Genomic DNA, 16,694 nt, shown 5'->3' with positions numbered 1-16,694 from the left:
AGGGGCCCCGGTGGGCGAGATGACCACCGGGGCCCTTGTTTGTCCGAATTGAACCGGTGGTTGCCTGTCTGCCCTGTGGCATGCGCTACAAAAGCCCGGTTCCGTTTGTTGATTGAAAGTTGCCCCGCTTAGCGTCGGTCCGGCTGTCCGCCAGATGTACGCCGCGCCCGTGGCACCGGACAGTCATCGCCGAGTCCCCCAAGGCGCGAGCCGGGGGAGCCGGGGACCCACCGTCCCTGGGGTGAATCGGACGCCCTTCCCTGAAGGGGGTCCGTAGGAGACCTTCCTGCTCCGAACCCGTCAGCTAACCCGGTAGGCGAGAAGGAAGGAAAGGACTCAGCCACCCCATGGCGTTCACCCGTGCCACCGGGAAGCACCGTCGCCCGAGCCGTCTCACGCGCACCACCGCGCAGGTCGCCGGCGTCGCCGCGCTCACCACGACCGGTGTCATCGGGGGCCTCGCCGCCCCCGCCCTCGCCGCCGACGCGGCTGTGGAGCAGACCGGCCTGACCAAGGCCATCTCCATCGGTGACTCCCTCGCGGAGCAGATCGACGCGCAGGCCGCCGCCCAGCAGCAGGCCGCCGACGAGGCCGCCGCGAAGAAGAAGGCGGAGGCCGAGGCCGAGAAGAAGGCCGAGGAGGACCGGCGCAAGGCCGCCGCCAAGGCCAAGGCCGAGCGCGAGGCCAAGGAGCGCGCCGCCCGTGCGGCCGAGCGCAAGCGCCTGAACGCCTTCGTCATTCCGGTCACCGGCTCGTACGTGTCCACCGCGTACAAGGCCAGCAGCGGCCTGTGGTCCTCCGGCAGCCACACCGGCATCGACTTCCACGCCGCGAGCGGCACCTCGGTCCACGCGGTGGGCGCGGGCACGGTCGTGGAGGCAGGCTGGGGCGGCGCCTACGGCAACAACATCGTCATCAAGATGAACGACGGTACGTACACGCAGTACGGCCACCTGTCGTCCATCGGTGTCTCCGTCGGCCAGACGGTCACCCCGGGGCAGCAGATAGGTCTCTCCGGAGCGACCGGCAACGTCACGGGCCCGCACCTCCACTTCGAGGCGCGCACGAGCCCCGAGTACGGCTCGGACATCGACCCCGTCGCGTACCTGCGCTCCCACGGCGTGAACGTCTGACCTTCGCCGCGTACCTCGCGAAGACGCACCGAATGCCCCGGCTCACCGAGCCGGGGCATTCGTCGTTCCCGGATCCGCTCGTTCCCGGCCCGCTTGTTCCTGACGTCGGTGTCCAAAAAATATCCATGGATTACGGCCTGCCGTCGGAAATTCGCGCCCGCTGGAATAGAGTCGCTGGACAGGCGAGCTGAACAGACGTCAATCGCGCTGTACGGGCGACTATCGACCGCGTTTCGCGGGGATTAAGGCGGAGGTCGGGGCATGCGCATTCCGGCGCACTCGGTATGCACGGCGATCCGCGACGACATCGTCTCCGGTGTCTACGAGCGCGGCGGCAGACTCACCGAGGAGGTGCTCGCCCGCCGCTACGGCGTCTCGCGCGTCCCCGTGCGCGAGGCGTTGCGCACGCTGGAGGCCGAGGGCTTCGTCGTCACCCGCAGACACGCGGGTGCGTGCGTCGCCGAACCCTCCGCGCAGGAGGCGGCGGACCAGCTGGAGATCCGCATGCTCCTCGAACCGCTCGCAGCGGCCCGCGCCGCGCAGCGCCGCACCGAGGCGCACCTGAAGGTCCTGCGGGGCCTGGTCAGGCTCGGCCAGGAGCGCTCCAGGCGAGGTCAGAGCGAGGATCTGCGCTCGCTGGGCAGCTGGTTCCACGAGACGCTGGCGCAGGCGTCCGGCAGCCCGGGGCTGATCACGATGCTCACGCAGCTCCGCCACAAGATCGCGTGGATGTACACCGTCGAGCAGCCCGCGCGGCCCGCCGACTCCTGGGCCGAGCACGGGGCGATCGTCGACGCCGTGGCGCGCGGCGACGTGGAGCGCGCGCGGGCGCTCACGGCGCAGCACACAGAGCGCGCCGCGGCCGCTCACCGCTTGCGCGCCCCCCGTCCGGGTGGCCGTGTGAGGACTTCGCAACATCCCGTCAACACGGTGGGGCTTCAGCATTAACAGAGGCGCCGTATACAAAGGGGGCGGCTCATTTCCAGGGGCTCTATTTCCGCTGCCCCGGAATTCTGAGAACAGAGCCGCAGAAAGTAAAAGGGTCTGCTCGGAAAATCCGAACAGACCCTTTATGTGGCGCGATCTTCTGTGAGCAGGAGGCGGCGCCCAAGAATCGAGAGACCCGGTACCGGGGCCCGTACTAGACGGTCTCGGGAAGCTCCTCGAGCCCCTCGGCGACCAGCTTGGCCAGACGGTCGAGCGCGATGTCCGCACCCTCGACGTCGGAGGCCAGGACGATCTCCTCGCCGCCGCCGGCACCCAGGCCGAGCACCGCGAGCATGGACGCGGCGTTGACGGGGTTGCCGTCGACCTTGGCGATCGTCACGGGGACGCCGGCCGCCGTGGCCGCGCGGACGAAGATGGAGGCGGGGCGGGCGTGAAGGCCCTCGGCCCAGCCGACGTTGACGCGGCGCTCAGCCATGTGATGCTGCCCTTCAGGATTCTCACAGTTGTCTAGACCAGTCTGCCATATCGGTGGACGTGCCCGATGTGAGCCCTGCGTACCGCCCGCACACGCCCGTCGGCCCTCATAGCGTGCCTTCGGTCCGCTCGCGCCGCGACCCGTACGACTGTCACCGCTGCGCCGTACGCTGGCCCCATGCAGACCCCGTCGGACCGGCACGCATACCCCGCCCACTGGGAAGCAGACGTGGTGCTGCGCGACGGCGGCACCGCGCGCATCAGGCCCATCACGATCGACGACGCCGAGCGGCTCACGAGCTACTACGAGCAGGTCTCCGACGAGTCGAAGTACTACCGCTTCTTCGCGCCGTACCCGCGACTGTCCGCCAAGGACGTCCACCGCTTCACCCATCACGACTACGTGGACCGGGTGGGCCTCGCGGCGACTGTGGGCGGCGAGTTCATCGCGACCGTCCGCTACGACCGCATCAACGCCCAGGGAATGCCCGCCTCCGCCCCTGCCGACGAGGCCGAGGTCGCCTTCCTCGTACAGGACGCCCACCAGGGCAGGGGCGTCGCGTCCGCGCTCCTGGAGCACATCGCCGCCGTCGCCCGTGAGCGTGGCATCCGCCGCTTCGCCGCCGAGGTGCTGCCCGCCAACACCAAGATGATCAAGGTGTTCACGGACGCCGGATACACCCAGAAGCGCCACTTCGAGGACGGCGTCGTGCGCCTGGAGTTCGACCTCGAACCCACCGAGGCCTCGCTCGCCGTGCAGCGCGCCCGCGAGCAGCGCGCCGAGGCCCGCTCGGTGCACCGGCTCCTCGCCCCCGGCTCCGTCGCCGTCATCGGCGTGGGCCGCACGCCCGGCGGAGTCGGCCGCAGCGTCCTCGACAACCTCCGCGACGCCGGCTTCACCGGCCGCCTCCACGCCGTGAACAAGGCGTTCCCCGACGACCTGAGCGACTTCGACGGCGTCCCTGCCCACCGCTCCGTCCACGACATCGACGCCGCCGAGCCCGTCGACCTGGCCGTCGTCGCGGTTCCCGCGGAGCAGGTCCCCGAAGTCGTCGCCGAATGCGGCGAGCGTGGCGTGCAGGGGATCGTCGTGATCTCCGCCGGATACGCCGAGTCCGGCAGCGAGGGCCGCGCCCGCCAGCGAGAACTGGTGCGCCAGGCCCGCTCGTACGGCATGCGCCTCATCGGGCCGAACGCCTTCGGCGTCATCAACACCTCGCCCGAGGTGCGGCTCAACGCGTCGCTCGCGCCCGAGATGCCGCGCGCGGGGCGCATGGGCCTGTTCGCCCAGTCCGGAGCCATCGGTATCGCGCTGCTCGCCCGCCTCCAGCGGCGCGGCGGCGGCGTGACCGGGGTGACAGGTGTGTCGACGTTCGTCTCCGCCGGCAACCGCGCGGACGTGTCCGGGAACGACGTACTCCAGTACTGGTACGACGACCCCGACACGGACGTCGCCCTGATGTACCTCGAATCCATCGGCAACCCGCGCAAGTTCACCCGCCTCGCCCGCCGCACGGCCGCAGCGAAGCCCCTCGTCGTGGTGCAGGGCGCCCGGCACAGTGGCATCGCGCCCCTCGGCCATGCCGTCCGCGCCACCCGCCTGCCGTACGCCACCGTCTCCGCCCTGCTGCGCCAGGCGGGTGTCATCCGCGTGGAGACCATCACCGAACTCGTCGACACCGGCCTGCTGCTGGCCCGCCAGCCCCTCCCGCCGGGCCCCCGCGTGGCGATCCTCGGGAACTCGGAGTCGCTCGGCCTCCTCACGTACGACGTCTGCCTCGCCGAGGGCCTGCGGCCGAAGCCGCCGCGGGACCTGACGACCGCGGCGTCCGCCGAGGACTTCCACGCGGCGCTCACGGAGGCGCTCGCGGACGACAAGTGCGACGCGGTCGTCGTCACGGCCATGCCCGCGGTGGGGGAGTCGACCGCCGAGGACGCGGCGCTCGCCGAGGCACTCAGCTCGGCCGCCGCCGGCACCCCCACCAAGCCGGTCCTGGTCGTGCACGTCGAGCTCGGCGGCCTCGCCGAGGCGCTCTCCGCGGCCACCAGCACCGGCCCGCGCGCGCTCGCCAAGACCCCGGGCGGCCCCCCGGCCGGACGCCCGCCCACGGACGAGCCCGCCCCCACGCCCGCGCTCATCCCCGCCTACCCCGCGGCCGAGCGCGCCGTCCACGCCCTCGCCGAAGCCGTCAAGTACGCCCAGTGGCGGCGCGACGCCGCGGAGCCCGGCAAGGTCCCCGAGTACGACGGCATCGACGAGACGGGCGCCGCCGAGCTCATCACCGCGCTCCTCGCGAAGGACGACGACCCGCGCGGCGCCGAGCTCGCCCCCGAGGACGCCCGCGCCCTCCTCGCCCGCTACGGCATCGTCGTACGGCAGACCCTGCCCGCCCCCGGACCCGACGAGGCGGCCGCCGCCGGGCGCATCCTCGGCTACCCCGTCGCCCTCAAGACGACCGCCCCGCACCTGCGCCACCGCGCCGACCTCGGAGGAGTACGCCTCGACCTGGCGAACGAGGAGGAGCTGCGCCGCGCCTACGAAGAGCTGTCCGAAACGCTCGGCAAGCCCGAGGAGCTGCGGCCCGTCGTCCAGGCCATGGCACCCCGAGGCGTCGACACCGTCGTCCGTGCGGTCATCGATCCGGCCGCAGGCGCGGTGCTCTCCTTCGGGCTCGCCGGCGCCGCCTCCGAGCTGCTCGGCGACACCGCGCACCGGCTGATTCCGGTCACCGACCGGGACGCCCAGTCGATCGTCAGGGGCATCAAGACCGCGCCCCTGCTCTTCGGCTGGCGCGGCTCCGCGCCCGTCGACACGGCCGCGCTCGAAGAGGTGCTGCAACGGGTCTCGCGGCTCGTGGACGACCACCCCGAGGTCGTCGCCGTCTCCCTGGAGCCCGTCGTCGTCGCCCAGAGAGGCCTGTCGGTCCTCGGCGCCTCGATACGGCTCGCCCCGCCGCCCGCCCGCGACGACCTCGGCCCGCGCACCCTGCCCGCGTACTGAGCAGACCGGTGAGACGAGCCCCACATACGGGTGATTTCCGCACCCGTCCACAGGCGCACCGCGAGCCCCCCGCCGGGCTTTAGGATGGGTCTCATGGCCAAGACCAGTACGACGACCCAAGGGCTTCGCGCGGCGATCGAGCGCAGCGGCTACTACCCGGCCCTCGTGGCCGAGGCGGTGGAGGCCGCGGTCGGCGGCGAACCCATCGGGTCGTACCTGGTCCACCAGGAGACCACCTTCGACTCGAACGAGGTGCGCAGGCACGTCACCGTGCTCGTCCTCACCGGCACCCGCTTCATCGTCAGCCACACCGACGAGCAGGCCGCCGACAACACGTCGCCGACGCCGTACGCCACGACGTCCACCGAGTCCGTGAAGCTCGGCCGGATCTCGTCGGTCGTGCTCAGCCGCGTCGTCGCCAACCCGGAGAAGTACGTTCCGGGCACCCTGCCCCGCGAAGTCGTCCTGACCATCGGCTGGGGCGCCGTCGCCCGCATCGACCTGGAGCCCGCGGCCTGCGGCGACCCCAACTGCGAGGCGGACCACGGGTACACGGGCAGCTCGACGGCCGACGACCTGAGCCTGCGCGTCAGCGAGACCGGGGACGGTCCCGACACCGTCCGGCAGACCCTCGCCTTCGCCCAGTCCCTGTCCGAGGCCACCGCGGCGACCGCGCGCTGATGGCCATGCCCAGCTGGGACGACGTGGAGCCGCTCGCCGTCCGGTCCGCCCCCGTGCCCGAGTACGGCGCCGGCTCCCTCGCCGACCTGCTGCCCACCCTCGGCTCCCACCTGGGCGTCCCGGACTGCGCTCCGGCGATACCCGAGCTCGCGCCCGCCGACCGCGCGTGCGTGTTCCTGATCGACGGGCTCGGCTGGCAGCAGCTCCAGGCCCATCCCGACGAGGCGCCGTTCCTGACCTCGCTGCTCGCGTCCTCGCGCGGCGGCACGGGCCGCCCGATCACCGCGGGCTACCCGGCGACCACCGCGACCTCGCTCGCCTCCGTCGGCACCGGCCTGCCGCCCGGCGCACACGGCCTGCCCGGCTACACGGTCCGTAACCCGGACACCGGCGAGCTGATGAACCAGCTCCGCTGGATCCCCTGGACCCAGCCGCACGTCTGGCAGCCGTACCCGACGATCTTCCAGCGCGCCCACGAGGCCGGGGTGCACACCGCACAGGTCTCCGCCCCCGCGTTCGAGTCGACCCCTCTCACGAAGATCGCCCTCAGCGGCGGCACCTTCCGCGGGCGTCTCTCCGGCGAGGACCGCATGGACCTGGCCGCGGAGCAACTGGCGGCCGGCGACCGGTCGTTGGTGTACACGTACTACAGCGAGGTCGACGGCAAGGGTCACCGCTTCGGCGTCGACTCCGACCCGTGGCGCGGCCAGCTCATGTACGTCGACCGCCTCGCCCAGCGCCTCGCCGAGCAGCTCCCGCCGCGCAGCGCCCTCTACATCACGGCCGACCACGGCATGATCGACATCCCGTTCGACGAGCAGTCCCGCATCGACTTCGACGAGGACTGGGAGCTGCGCGCAGGCGTCGCCCTCCTCGGCGGCGAGGGCCGCGCCCGCCACGTCTACGCGGTGCCGGGCGCCGAGTCCGACGTCCTGACCGTCTGGCGCGAGGTGCTCGGCGAGCAGTTCTGGATCGCGAGCCGGGACGAGGCGATCGAGGCCGGCTGGTTCGGCCCGCAGATCGACGAGCGGGTCTACGCGCGCCTGGGCGACGTCATCGCGGCCGCCCACGACGACGTGGTGATCATCGCCTCGGAGCGGGAGCCCAAGGAGTCGGCCATGGTCGGCAACCACGGCTCGATGACCCCCGCCGAGCAGCTAGTACCGCTGCTCGAAGTACGCTCCTGATCGTCCCCCACCACCGCGGAAAGGTCCTCAACTCCCCATGCCCGAGCTCGTGTTCTTCTCCGGAACGATGGACTGCGGAAAGAGCACCCTGGCTCTCCAGATAGAGCACAACCGCTCGGCACGCGGCCTCAAGGGCATGATCCTCACGCGCGACGACCGGGCCGGCGAGGGCAAGCTCTCCTCGCGCCTCGGCCTCGTCACCGACGCCGTCGAGGTGGCCGACGACCTCGACGTGTACGCGTACGTCGTAGACCAGCTGTCCCAGGGCGGCCGCGTGGACTACGTCATCGCGGACGAGGCGCAGTTCCTCGCGCCCGACCAGATCGACCAGCTCGCCCGCGTCGTCGACGACCTCGGCCTCGACGTCTACGCCTTCGGCATCACGACCGACTTCCGGTCCAAGCTGTTCCCCGGCTCCCAGCGCCTGGTCGAACTCGCCGACCGCGTCGAGGTCCTCCAGGTCGAGGCCCTGTGCTGGTGCGGCGCCCGCGCCACGCACAACGCCCGCACGGTGGGCGGGCGGATGGTCGTCGAGGGCGCCCAGGTCGTCGTCGGCGACGTCGACCGGAGCGACGACGAGGTCGGCTACGAGGTCCTCTGCCGACGCCACCACCGCAAGCAACTGACAAGCGCCACCGCGCACGCGGCGGCCCTGTCACCCGAAGTTCTGCCCGTCGCCTCGGCCTGAGCTGTCGCAGGCATCCGTTTCAGGAGACCCTGGGGCCTCTCGTTCGGATCATGCCGGGCTCGATCCGAACGCGAGACCCTAGTCCGTCTCGCGCGGCGCTGACCGTACGAGGGTGAACACCGCGCCCTCCGGGTCCGCGACCGTCGCCAGGCGGCCCTGGGAGCCGTCGCGTGCGGGCTTCAGGACGTGGCCGCCGAGCTCCTCGACCAGGGACACCGACTCGTCGACGTCAGCCACCTCGAAGTACGTCATCCAGTGCGCGCCCCGGTCGCGGGGGAGCGCCTGGCCCACGCCGTGCACCGATGCCACCGGGCTGCCGTTGAGGTGCAGCGTCAGATAGTCGAAGTCGGCGGAGACGACGGCCTCTTCCTCGTAGCCGAAGGTCACCTCGTAGAACTTGGCGACGCTCGCCGTCTCCTGCGTCACCAGCTCGTTCCACGCCGGCGCCCCCGGCACCCCGGTGAGCGCCATCCCCAGATGCTCCGCCGCCTGCCAGACGCCGAACACGGCGCCCGCCGGGTCCGAGGCGATGGCCATCCGGCCCGCCTCCCCGGCGTCGAGCGGGCCGACGCCGACGGTGCCGCCGCAGTGGCGGATGCTTTCGGCCGTGGCGTCCACGTCGTCCGAGGCGAGGTACGGGGTCCAGGCGACGGGCAGATGGCGGTCGGGCGGCATCTGCCCGATCCCGGCCACCTCATGACCGTCGAGCAGGGCCCGCACGTAGGGGCCGAGCTGCTGCGGTCCCGGCCGGAACTCCCAGCCGAACAACGCCGCGTAGAACTCCTGGGTCGCCGCCATGCCGTGCACCATGAGACTCACCCAGCACGGGGTGCCCGGCGCGCGCCTGGCTGCTGCCTCGGTCATCGTCACTCTCTCCTCGGAACAAAATCACGTGTCGCAACGCGCCCGAGCTGATGGTGGCACTCCGTGCCGCACGACGCCCATCGGCCGCGCCGCCACGGCCGGATCCTCGCACGAGGATGCCCGGTGAGATGTCCGCATCCATTGCCGCGCCACGGCCTCGCGATGTCCGGTCGGTCAACGCTCGGTAGTCGATCGTGCACGCTAGCCGACCGACGGCGCTCGGGCCAGAGCATGAGCAAGGATGGCCCTCATGAATGCCATCATCTCCGCAATCGAACTCGCGAGCGAGTTGGCCGGTGGGGCCCCGCCGACCATCCTCGACATCCGCTGGCAGCTGAGCGTGGCCAAGGCGGCGGGCGCCCCGGCCTTCGACGGACGGGCCGCATACGAGGCCGGACACATCCCCGGCGCGGTCTACGTCGACCTCGACGCCGACCTCGCGGGACCGGCCGGAGCGACAGGTCGGCACCCCCTCCCGGATGTGGCGTCCTTCGGCGCCGTGATGCGGCGGGCCGGCGTGTCGGCCGACCGGGACGTGGTCGTGTACGACGGCGGGCAGGGCTGGGCCGCCGCGCGCACCTGGTGGATGCTGCGCTGGACGGGTCACCCGTCCGTGCGAGTTCTCGACGGCGGTCTCGGCGCGTGGGAGGGCCCGCTGGAGACCGTGGTGCCGTCGCCCGCGCCGGGCACGTTCGAGCCCGCGCCGGGCGCAGTGGGGCTCCTGGACGCCGACGGCGCGGCCGCGCTGGCGCGCTCGGGGACCCTGCTCGACGCCCGCGCCGCCGAGCGTTACCGGGGCGACGTGGAGCCGATCGACCGCGTCGGCGGTCACATCCCGGGCGCGGTGTCCGCGCCGACGTCGGAGAACGTGGCGCAGGACGGCCGTTTCCTGCCCGCCGACGCGCTCGCCTCCCGCTTCAAGTCCCTTGGCGCGTCCGGGGATTCGGGCGAGGTCGGCGTGTACTGCGGCTCCGGCGTCTCGGGCGCCCACGAGGTGCTCGCCCTCGCGGTGGCGGGCATCGACGCGGCGCTGTACGTCGGTTCGTGGTCCGAGTGGTCCTCGGACGAGTCACGCCCCGTGGCGACCGGCCAGGAGCCTCAGTAGGGCTTCGGCAGGTGAGTGCGCGAGAGGCCCGCGCCGATCGGCGCGGGCCTCTTCTGCGTGCCGTCTGCGGCTAGTCCTGCTTCTTGCGGCGCGTGCCGAAGACGATCTCGTCCCAGCTCGGCACGGCCGCGCGCCGTCCGGGACGGACCCCGTCGGCCTCGGCCTGGCGGTCGGTGGTGCCGGTGAGACGGTCCCGGTGTCCCGCGACGCTGCGCGGCATGAGGACGTCCGCGTAGGCGGAACCCGCTCCCGCGGACGCGGCGGGCGCCGGGGGCTCCTCCGCCTCGGCGGGCTCCGGCTCGTCCGTGACGGGATCGGGTGCGGGCACCGTGGGGCGCTCGGGGACCACGATGTCGCCCCGGTAGCTGGGTACGGCTTCCAGAAGGCTGGTCAGCGAGTCACGCTCGGCGGCGGAGACGGCCGCCGGGCTCTCCTCGGTGATCTCCGGTGCGGGGGCCGGCGGCAGGGGGCGCTCCAACTGCCGGTCGAGGGCCCGGTCGAGCGGGCGGTCGCGGGGCAGCCTCGCGATGCGCGGCACGAACGGAAAGCTGGGTTCCGGCGCGGCGATGTCGTCGGTCTCGCCGATGAGCGAGCGCGCCTCGTCGTCGACGGCCTGGACGAGCCGCCGGGGCGGGTCGTACGTCCAGCTCGCCGAGTGCGGCTCACCCGCGACCAGGTAGACGAGCAGGACCTCCCAGGTGCCGTCGTCGCGGCGCCACGAGTCCCACTGGACGGTCTCCTTGTCGGCGCCGCGCAGCAGCAGACGCTCCTGCACCGCCTCGCCGAGCTGGGGGCCCGCGTTCTCGCCGGGACGGCGTACGGGGGTCTTCCTGGCCCGCTCGGCCATGAAGGCGCGCTCCGCGAGGACAGGGCCCTCGAAGCGGCGGACGCGGTCGACGGGGATGCCGGCGAGCTGGGCCACCTCCTCGGCGGAGGCACCGGCACGTATACGCGCCTGAATGTCGCGGGGGCGGAGATGGCTCTCCACCTCGATCTCGATCTGGCCGAGGCGCGGACGGTCGCCGCGCACGGCGGCCCGGAGGCGCTCATCGATCGGAAGCGTGTACTCCGTGCTGTCCGCAGCCTTCAGCACCAGCCGTGTGCCGTCGTTAGAGACGGCCACGACACGCAGTTCGGGCATGGGGACCTCCCGGGTGGTGCCTGCCGACGTCACGTGCGTCGCTGCTTCCGCTAGTCGAGTGTGGCCTGCCCGGGTGCAGCCTGCCACAACCTTGCCGAGTTGCCCGGCGTGTCGGGCATGGGCCCTGGATCGCCGTTATGGCACGGTTACCTGTTCGCAACGCTAAGTGACCGAGCTCGTCACCCTGTGCAACGAACCCCCTCCCGGCGGTCCTGGAAGGCCCCGGGCACCCTGACGGGAGACCGGACCCAGGGCTCGCAACGGTACTCCATTCGGGCCACTCGGGTGGACCGGCACGCCATCGAAGTTCTCATGGGGGACGGGAGTTGGGTGCGGGGTGTCCCTCGTTCGGGGTTCATGGACGTGGCGTGCTTCACGGAATCCCCAGAAACGGAACCAATCACTTCGTCCATCCGTCCCTTTCTCGTGAAGTAAGTCGAGAAAGGCAGGCAAGGGTCGGAGATGGGCGAGAAGCCGGAAACCTCCCAGGATGCACAGGAAAAGCCCAAGGGGAAGCGGCTCGACCTGAGTGTGCCGCAGGTGGCGGGCAGCGCCGTGGCCGCCGTGGTGGCTGCCAAGCTGGCCGCCGGGCTCGGTGTGTACGGGACGATCGTGGGCGCGGGCGTGGTGAGCGCGCTGGCCACTTGCGGTGGCTCGCTCTTCCAGCACTTCTTCCGGCGCACGGGCGAGCAGATACGTGACGTCGCGGGCCAGGCGATACCGAAGGGCCGGCAGACCCCGGTGACGGGCGACGGGCGTCCGGTGCCGGAGACCTTCCGGTCCGACATGGTCCCCGCCTCCGTGACGCCGCCCGCGGCCACGGCGGCGATGCGGACGGACGTGCTGCCGAGGACCACGTCGTGGGGGATGGGCGGCGCATCGGCACAGGGTGCCGACGCGACGACTGTCCTCCCGGCGCTGGACGCCGAGCGGACGCAGCTCCTCACGGCGGATGCCGGCGATCCGGATCGGACGCAGCTTCTGACGGCCGGTGGTGCCGCCGCGGAGAAGACCCAGTTGCTGAGGGTCGGGGCCGGAGCCGGTCCCGGTGTCGTGGACGACGCCACGCGCGTGCTGCGTGCCGCACCGGCGGACGGGGGAGGGGTCGGGCCCGTCAGGCCGGAACTGCCGCCTCCGCCGGGCGACTTGGGCGACGAGTTCACCGAAGGGACCACGCATCGCGCGCGTGTGCGGAGCTGGAAGCGGCCCCTCGTCGCCGCTGCCGTGGTCTTCGGAGTGACGATGGGCGGCATCACGACGTACGAACTCGCCTCGGGGCAGAGTTTCAGCGGTGACGGGCAGCGGACCACGCTCCGCGAGGCCTTCACCGGCGGAGGCGGCCACCCGTCCCGTAACGACCACACCCCCGTGCCGAGCACCTCGCAGGAGCCGTCGGACAGCAGCAGTTCCGGGACGCAGAGCGGCACGCCGCAGGACGGGGACGGGAGGCAGAAGGGCGACACCGAGCAGCCCACGCCCACGCCCAGCGCGAGCGAGGGCTCCGACACCGGTCACGACAACGGCTCGGGCAGCGGTTCCGGGACCGGCGGGGACAAGTCCACGCCGACGCCTACCCCGACGCCCTCTCCGAGCACCTCGGAGAGCAGCGACGGAGCTGACGTGCCGCAGCAGCAGGACGAGACGCCCGAGGGATGAGCGAGGTCAGTCGCCGATGACCCGGCGCAGATAGTCGTTGGCGAACAGGCGGTCCGGGTCGAGACGGTCGCGCAGCTCCGTGAACTCGCCGAAGCGCGGATAGACCGTCGAGAAGTAGCCCGCGTCGCGCGTGTGCACCTTGCCCCAGTGCGGCCGGCCCTCGTGCGCGGTGAAGATGCGCTCGGCCGCCGTGAAGTAGGCCTGGTACGGGGTGCCCTTGTACATGTGGACGGCGATGTACGCGCTCTCCCGGCCGGACGCCGTGGAGAGCGTGATGTCGTCCGCGGGGGCCGTGCGGACCTCGACCGGGAAGCTGATGCGCAGGTTCGAGCGCTCGACCATGGTCTTCAGCTCACGCAGCGTCTCGACGAGGGCCGCCCGTGGGACGGCGTACTCCATCTCCACGAAGCGGACGCGGCGCGGGGACGTGAAGACCTTGTAGGGGATGTCCGTGTAGGTGCGGGCGGAGAGCGCGCGGCTGGAGATCTTGGCGATCGACGGGATCGTCGAGGGGACCGCGCGGCCGAGTGAATTGACCGCCTGGAAGAGGCCGTTCGACAGGAGCTCGTCCTCGAGGAAGCTGCTGAACCTGCTGACAGGGGCTTCCGGGCCGGCGCTGCGGTTGTTGCGCTTGGTGTTGCAGTTGCCCGTGTGCGGGAACCAGTAGAACTCGAAGTGCTCGTTCTCCGCGTACAGCGCGTCGAAGTCGCTCGTGACCCTGTCGAAGGTCATCGGCTCCTCGCGGGCGGTGAGCAGGAAGATCGGCTCCACGGCGAACGTGATCGCCGTGATGATGCCTAGGGCGCCGAGTCCGAGCCGTGCGGCCGCGAAGACCGCGCGTTCTTCTGCGGTCCCCTTCTCCGAGCACGTGAGGACCGTGCCGTCGGCGGTGACCAGTTCGAGGCCCTTGATCTGCGCGGATATGGACGCCGATTCGCGGCCCGTGCCGTGCGTGCCCGTGCTGGTGGCGCCCGAGACGGTCTGCTCCATGATGTCGCCCATGTTCGTGAGCGACAGGCCCTCGCGGGCCAGGGCGAGGTTGAGCCTCTTGAGCGGGGTGCCGGCCTCCACCGTGACAGTGCCGGCGTCGCGGTCGATGTTGCGGATGCCGGTCAACAGTTGAGGGCGTATCAACACACCGTCGGTGGCCGCCGCCGCGGTGAACGAGTGCCCCGTACCGACGGCCTTCACCTTGAGGCCGTCATCGGCCGCCGCGCGGACGGCCGCCGACAGCTCCTCCACCGACGCGGGCGTCACCTCGCGGACCGGCCGCGCGGTGACGTTCCCCGCCCAGTTACGCCACGGTTCGTTCCGTGTCCTGGCCTGCCGGGCGTTCGTCGTGTCGCTGCCCGAGTTCCCCGTACTCATTGGTTCCTCCCCGCTGCGGCACCGGCTGCTTCAGCCGGCGGTACCCCAGGAACCCGACCGCCACCGCGACGGCGCCGGCCACGGCCGGAACCCCGTACCCGGCCTTCGCACCGGCGGCGTCGATCACCCAGCCGGCCGCGGAGGAGCCGAGCGCGACACCGACCGCGAGTCCGGTGCTCACCCAGGTCATGCCCTCGGTCAGTTTCGCGCGTGGTACGTGCTGCTCGACGAGGGCCATCGTCGTGATCATCGTCGGTGCGATGGACAGGCCCGCGACAAAGAGCGCCACGGCCAGAAACGGAAGGTTCCCGACCAGTAGGAGGGGGATCATACTCACGGCCGTCGTGCAGACACCGACCAGCCACCTGCGCGCGGGCGCTCCCTTGAAGTGCAGCAGCCCGAAGACCGCTCCGGCGGCGCAGGAACCCGCCGCATACACCGCGAGCACGAGACTGGCCGCCGCCTTGTGGCCCTCGTCCTCGGCGAACGCGACGGTCACCACGTCCACCGCACCGAAGATCGTGCCCGTCGCGACGAACGTGGCCACCAGGACCTGAAGACCGCGCGACCTCAGGGCGGACCCCCCGGAGTGCTGTCCGCGCGGGTGCGGCACCGGCTCGGTCGAGCGCTGCGCGGTCAGCCAGAAGACCCCGGCAGCGAGGAAGCCGCCCGCGAGCAGGGGCCCCGCCTCCGGGAACCATGCCGTCGACAGACCGATCGAGATGATCGGCCCGAAGATGAAGCACACCTCGTCGATGACGGACTCGAAGGAGTACGCGGTGTGCAGCTGAGGGGTGTCCCTGTAGAGGGCCGCCCAGCGCGCCCGGACCATCGAGCCGACGCTCGGCACACAGCCGATCAGGGCGCTGAAGGCGAACAGCGTCCAGTCCGGCGCCTCGAACTTCGCGCACAGCAGCAGACCGGCGACCGCGACCAGCGACACCAGGGCCGCGGGCCGCAGCACACGGCGTTGTCCGTGGCGGTCGACGAGGCGTGAGATCTGCGGGCCGATGGCCGCCGCCGAGAGCGCCACGGTGGCGGACAGGGCACCCGCGAGCCCGTATCGGCCGGTCAGCTGGGAGACCATCGTGACGATCCCGATGCCCATCATCGACAGGGGCATCCGGCCCAGGAACCCGGCGACCGAGAAGCTCTTGGTGCCAGGCAGGGCGAAAATGGCGCGGTAGGGGCTGGGCAAGTCGACTCCGGTAAGGCGCGTAGGTGGCCAAGACAGCTTACGGGTCCCGGGGCTTGCGGGCATGCCCGTTTTCCGCCTGTCAGTGACGGATGGCAGGATCAAAGGCATGTCCGATGCGCTCGATCCCACGCCCTTCGACGGCTACGACGCCCTGCTGCTGCTCTCGTTCGGAGGCCCCGAAGGCCCCGACGACGTGGTCCCGTTCCTGGAGAACGTGACGCGCGGCCGGGGAATCCCCAAGGAGCGGCTCAAGGAGGTGGGGCAGCACTACTTCCTGTTCGGCGGGGTCAGCCCCATCAACGAGCAGAACCGCGCCCTGCTGGACGCGCTCCGCAAGGACTTCGCGGACCACGGCCTCGACCTGCCCGTCTACTGGGGCAACCGGAACTGGGCGCCGTACCTGACGGACACCCTCCGCGAGATGGTCACCGACGGCCACGAGCGCATCCTCGTCCTCGCGACCAGCGCGTACGCGTCGTACTCGGGCTGCCGTCAGTACCGCGAGAACCTCGCGGACTCGCTCGCCGCCCTCGAAGCGGAGGGGCTCGAGGTGCCGCGCGTCGACAAGCTGCGGCACTACTTCAACCACCCCGGCTTCGTGCGCCCCATGATCGACGGTGTCCTGAAGTCGCTCGCCGACCTCCCCGACGGCGTACGGGACGGCGCCCACATCGCGTTCACGACGCACTCCATCCCGACCGCGGCAGCCGACGTCTCCGGGCCCGTCGGTGACCACGGCGACGGCGGCGCCTACGTGAAGGAGCACCTGGACGTCGCGCGCGTGATCGCCGACGCGGTCCGCGAGGAGACCGGCATCGAGCACCACTGGCGGCTCGTCTACCAGTCGCGTTCCGGCGCCCCGCACATCCCGTGGCTGGAGCCCGACATCTGCGACCACCTCGAGGAGCGGCACAGCGCCGGTGTGCCTGCCGTCGTGATGGCGCCCATCGGCTTCGTCTCCGACCACATGGAAGTCCTCTACGACCTCGACACCGAGGCCACGGCCAAGGCCGCCGAGCTCGGCCTCCCGGTGCGCCGCTCCGCCACGGTCGGCGCGGACCCCCGCTTCGCCGCCGCGGTCCGCGACCTCGTCCTCGAACGGTCCGCCGCCGAGAGCGGCCGGGCCGTCACGCCCTGCGCCCTGGGCGCGCTCGGCGCGAGCCACAACCTCTGCCCGGTGGGCTGCTGCCCCTCCCGTGCCCCCAAGCCCGCGGCCGCGGGCGCCGACAGCCCGTACGCATAAGGATCCC

At 71.7% G+C, this 16,694-nt stretch carries 14 protein-coding genes and 1 riboswitch; of the genes, 9 read left to right on the top strand and 5 right to left on the bottom strand.

From position 1 onward, the window contains the following. The first annotated feature begins 177 nt into the window (after positions 1–177). A riboswitch (cyclic di-AMP (ydaO/yuaA leader) is annotated at positions 178–334 on the top strand. A 13-nt stretch (positions 335–347) separates the two neighbouring features. Then, positions 348–1,133, top strand: a complete 786-nt coding sequence (locus OG698_RS15135; RefSeq protein WP_406103506.1) for a M23 family metallopeptidase — start codon at positions 348–350, stop codon at positions 1,131–1,133. Positions 1,134–1,394: 261 nt separating this feature from the next. After that, positions 1,395–2,081: a GntR family transcriptional regulator gene (locus tag OG698_RS15130; RefSeq protein ID WP_406103505.1), complete on the top strand. Its 687-nt coding sequence runs from the start codon at positions 1,395–1,397 to the stop codon at positions 2,079–2,081. A 193-nt stretch (positions 2,082–2,274) separates the two neighbouring features. Here the strand turns inward: OG698_RS15130 and OG698_RS15125 are convergent, their stop codons facing one another. Then, entirely contained in the window at positions 2,275–2,556 is a 282-nt protein-coding gene (locus OG698_RS15125) for an HPr family phosphocarrier protein (protein ID WP_329569543.1), read from the bottom strand. Positions 2,557–2,733: 177 nt separating this feature from the next. On the opposite strand from OG698_RS15125, the gene OG698_RS15120 reads away from it, so the two are divergent. From OG698_RS15120 to OG698_RS15105, 4 genes are all read left to right on the top strand, one after another. Beyond that, entirely contained in the window at positions 2,734–5,556 is a 2,823-nt protein-coding gene (locus tag OG698_RS15120; protein WP_406103504.1) for a GNAT family N-acetyltransferase, read from the top strand. 93 nt (positions 5,557–5,649) lie between these two features. Continuing rightward, positions 5,650–6,237 (top strand): DUF5998 family protein, encoded by a 588-nt coding sequence (locus OG698_RS15115; protein ID WP_326773745.1) that lies wholly within the window; start codon positions 5,650–5,652, stop codon positions 6,235–6,237. Beyond that, positions 6,237–7,424, top strand: coding sequence for an alkaline phosphatase family protein (locus tag OG698_RS15110; RefSeq protein WP_100591154.1), 1,188 nt, complete (start codon positions 6,237–6,239; stop codon positions 7,422–7,424). The genes OG698_RS15115 and OG698_RS15110 overlap by 1 nt, the downstream gene beginning before the upstream one ends. Before the next feature lie 37 nt (positions 7,425–7,461). Beyond that, positions 7,462–8,112 carry a thymidine kinase gene (locus OG698_RS15105; protein ID WP_326773743.1) on the top strand — a complete coding sequence of 217 codons (651 nt, stop codon included), beginning with the start codon at positions 7,462–7,464 and terminating at the stop codon, positions 8,110–8,112. 78 nt (positions 8,113–8,190) lie between these two features. Here the strand turns inward: OG698_RS15105 and OG698_RS15100 are convergent, their stop codons facing one another. Beyond that, the gene (locus OG698_RS15100; RefSeq protein ID WP_406103503.1) at positions 8,191–8,976 is read right to left on the bottom strand and encodes a VOC family protein; all 786 of its coding nucleotides are present in this window, start codon (positions 8,974–8,976) and stop codon (positions 8,191–8,193) included. A gap of 250 nt (positions 8,977–9,226) precedes the next feature. Here OG698_RS15100 and OG698_RS15095 point away from each other — a divergent pair, with 250 nt between their 5' ends. Then, complete coding sequence (locus OG698_RS15095) at positions 9,227–10,081, top strand: sulfurtransferase (RefSeq protein WP_406103502.1); 855 nt, start codon at positions 9,227–9,229, stop codon at positions 10,079–10,081. A 70-nt stretch (positions 10,082–10,151) separates the two neighbouring features. Here OG698_RS15095 and sepH read toward each other — a convergent pair whose 3' ends face one another. Further along, positions 10,152–11,222: a septation protein SepH gene (gene sepH / locus OG698_RS15090; protein ID WP_399967277.1), complete on the bottom strand. Its 1,071-nt coding sequence runs from the start codon at positions 11,220–11,222 to the stop codon at positions 10,152–10,154. A 462-nt stretch (positions 11,223–11,684) separates the two neighbouring features. Between sepH and OG698_RS15085 the strand changes: the two genes are divergently transcribed. Beyond that, entirely contained in the window at positions 11,685–12,878 is a 1,194-nt protein-coding gene (locus OG698_RS15085; RefSeq protein WP_406103501.1) for a hypothetical protein, read from the top strand. Between the two features lie 6 nt (positions 12,879–12,884). Here OG698_RS15085 and OG698_RS15080 read toward each other — a convergent pair whose 3' ends face one another. Together OG698_RS15080 and OG698_RS15075 are read right to left on the bottom strand one after the other, a co-directional pair. Continuing rightward, positions 12,885–14,246, bottom strand: coding sequence for a D-arabinono-1,4-lactone oxidase (locus tag OG698_RS15080; protein ID WP_406103500.1), 1,362 nt, complete (start codon positions 14,244–14,246; stop codon positions 12,885–12,887). Next, positions 14,173–15,444, bottom strand: a complete 1,272-nt coding sequence (locus OG698_RS15075) for an MFS transporter (RefSeq protein WP_399967283.1) — start codon at positions 15,442–15,444, stop codon at positions 14,173–14,175. The genes OG698_RS15080 and OG698_RS15075 overlap by 74 nt, the downstream gene beginning before the upstream one ends. A 106-nt stretch (positions 15,445–15,550) precedes the next feature. Here OG698_RS15075 and OG698_RS15070 point away from each other — a divergent pair, with 106 nt between their 5' ends. Beyond that, complete coding sequence (locus OG698_RS15070) at positions 15,551–16,687, top strand: ferrochelatase (RefSeq protein WP_406103499.1); 1,137 nt, start codon at positions 15,551–15,553, stop codon at positions 16,685–16,687. Positions 16,688–16,694 lie beyond the last annotated feature (7 nt).

Origin of the sequence: Streptomyces sp. NBC_01003 (assembly GCF_045162695.1) — a bacterium.
Lineage (GTDB): Bacteria > Actinomycetota > Actinomycetes > Streptomycetales > Streptomycetaceae > Streptomyces.
This window is presented reverse-complemented; position numbering and strand designations above follow the sequence as displayed.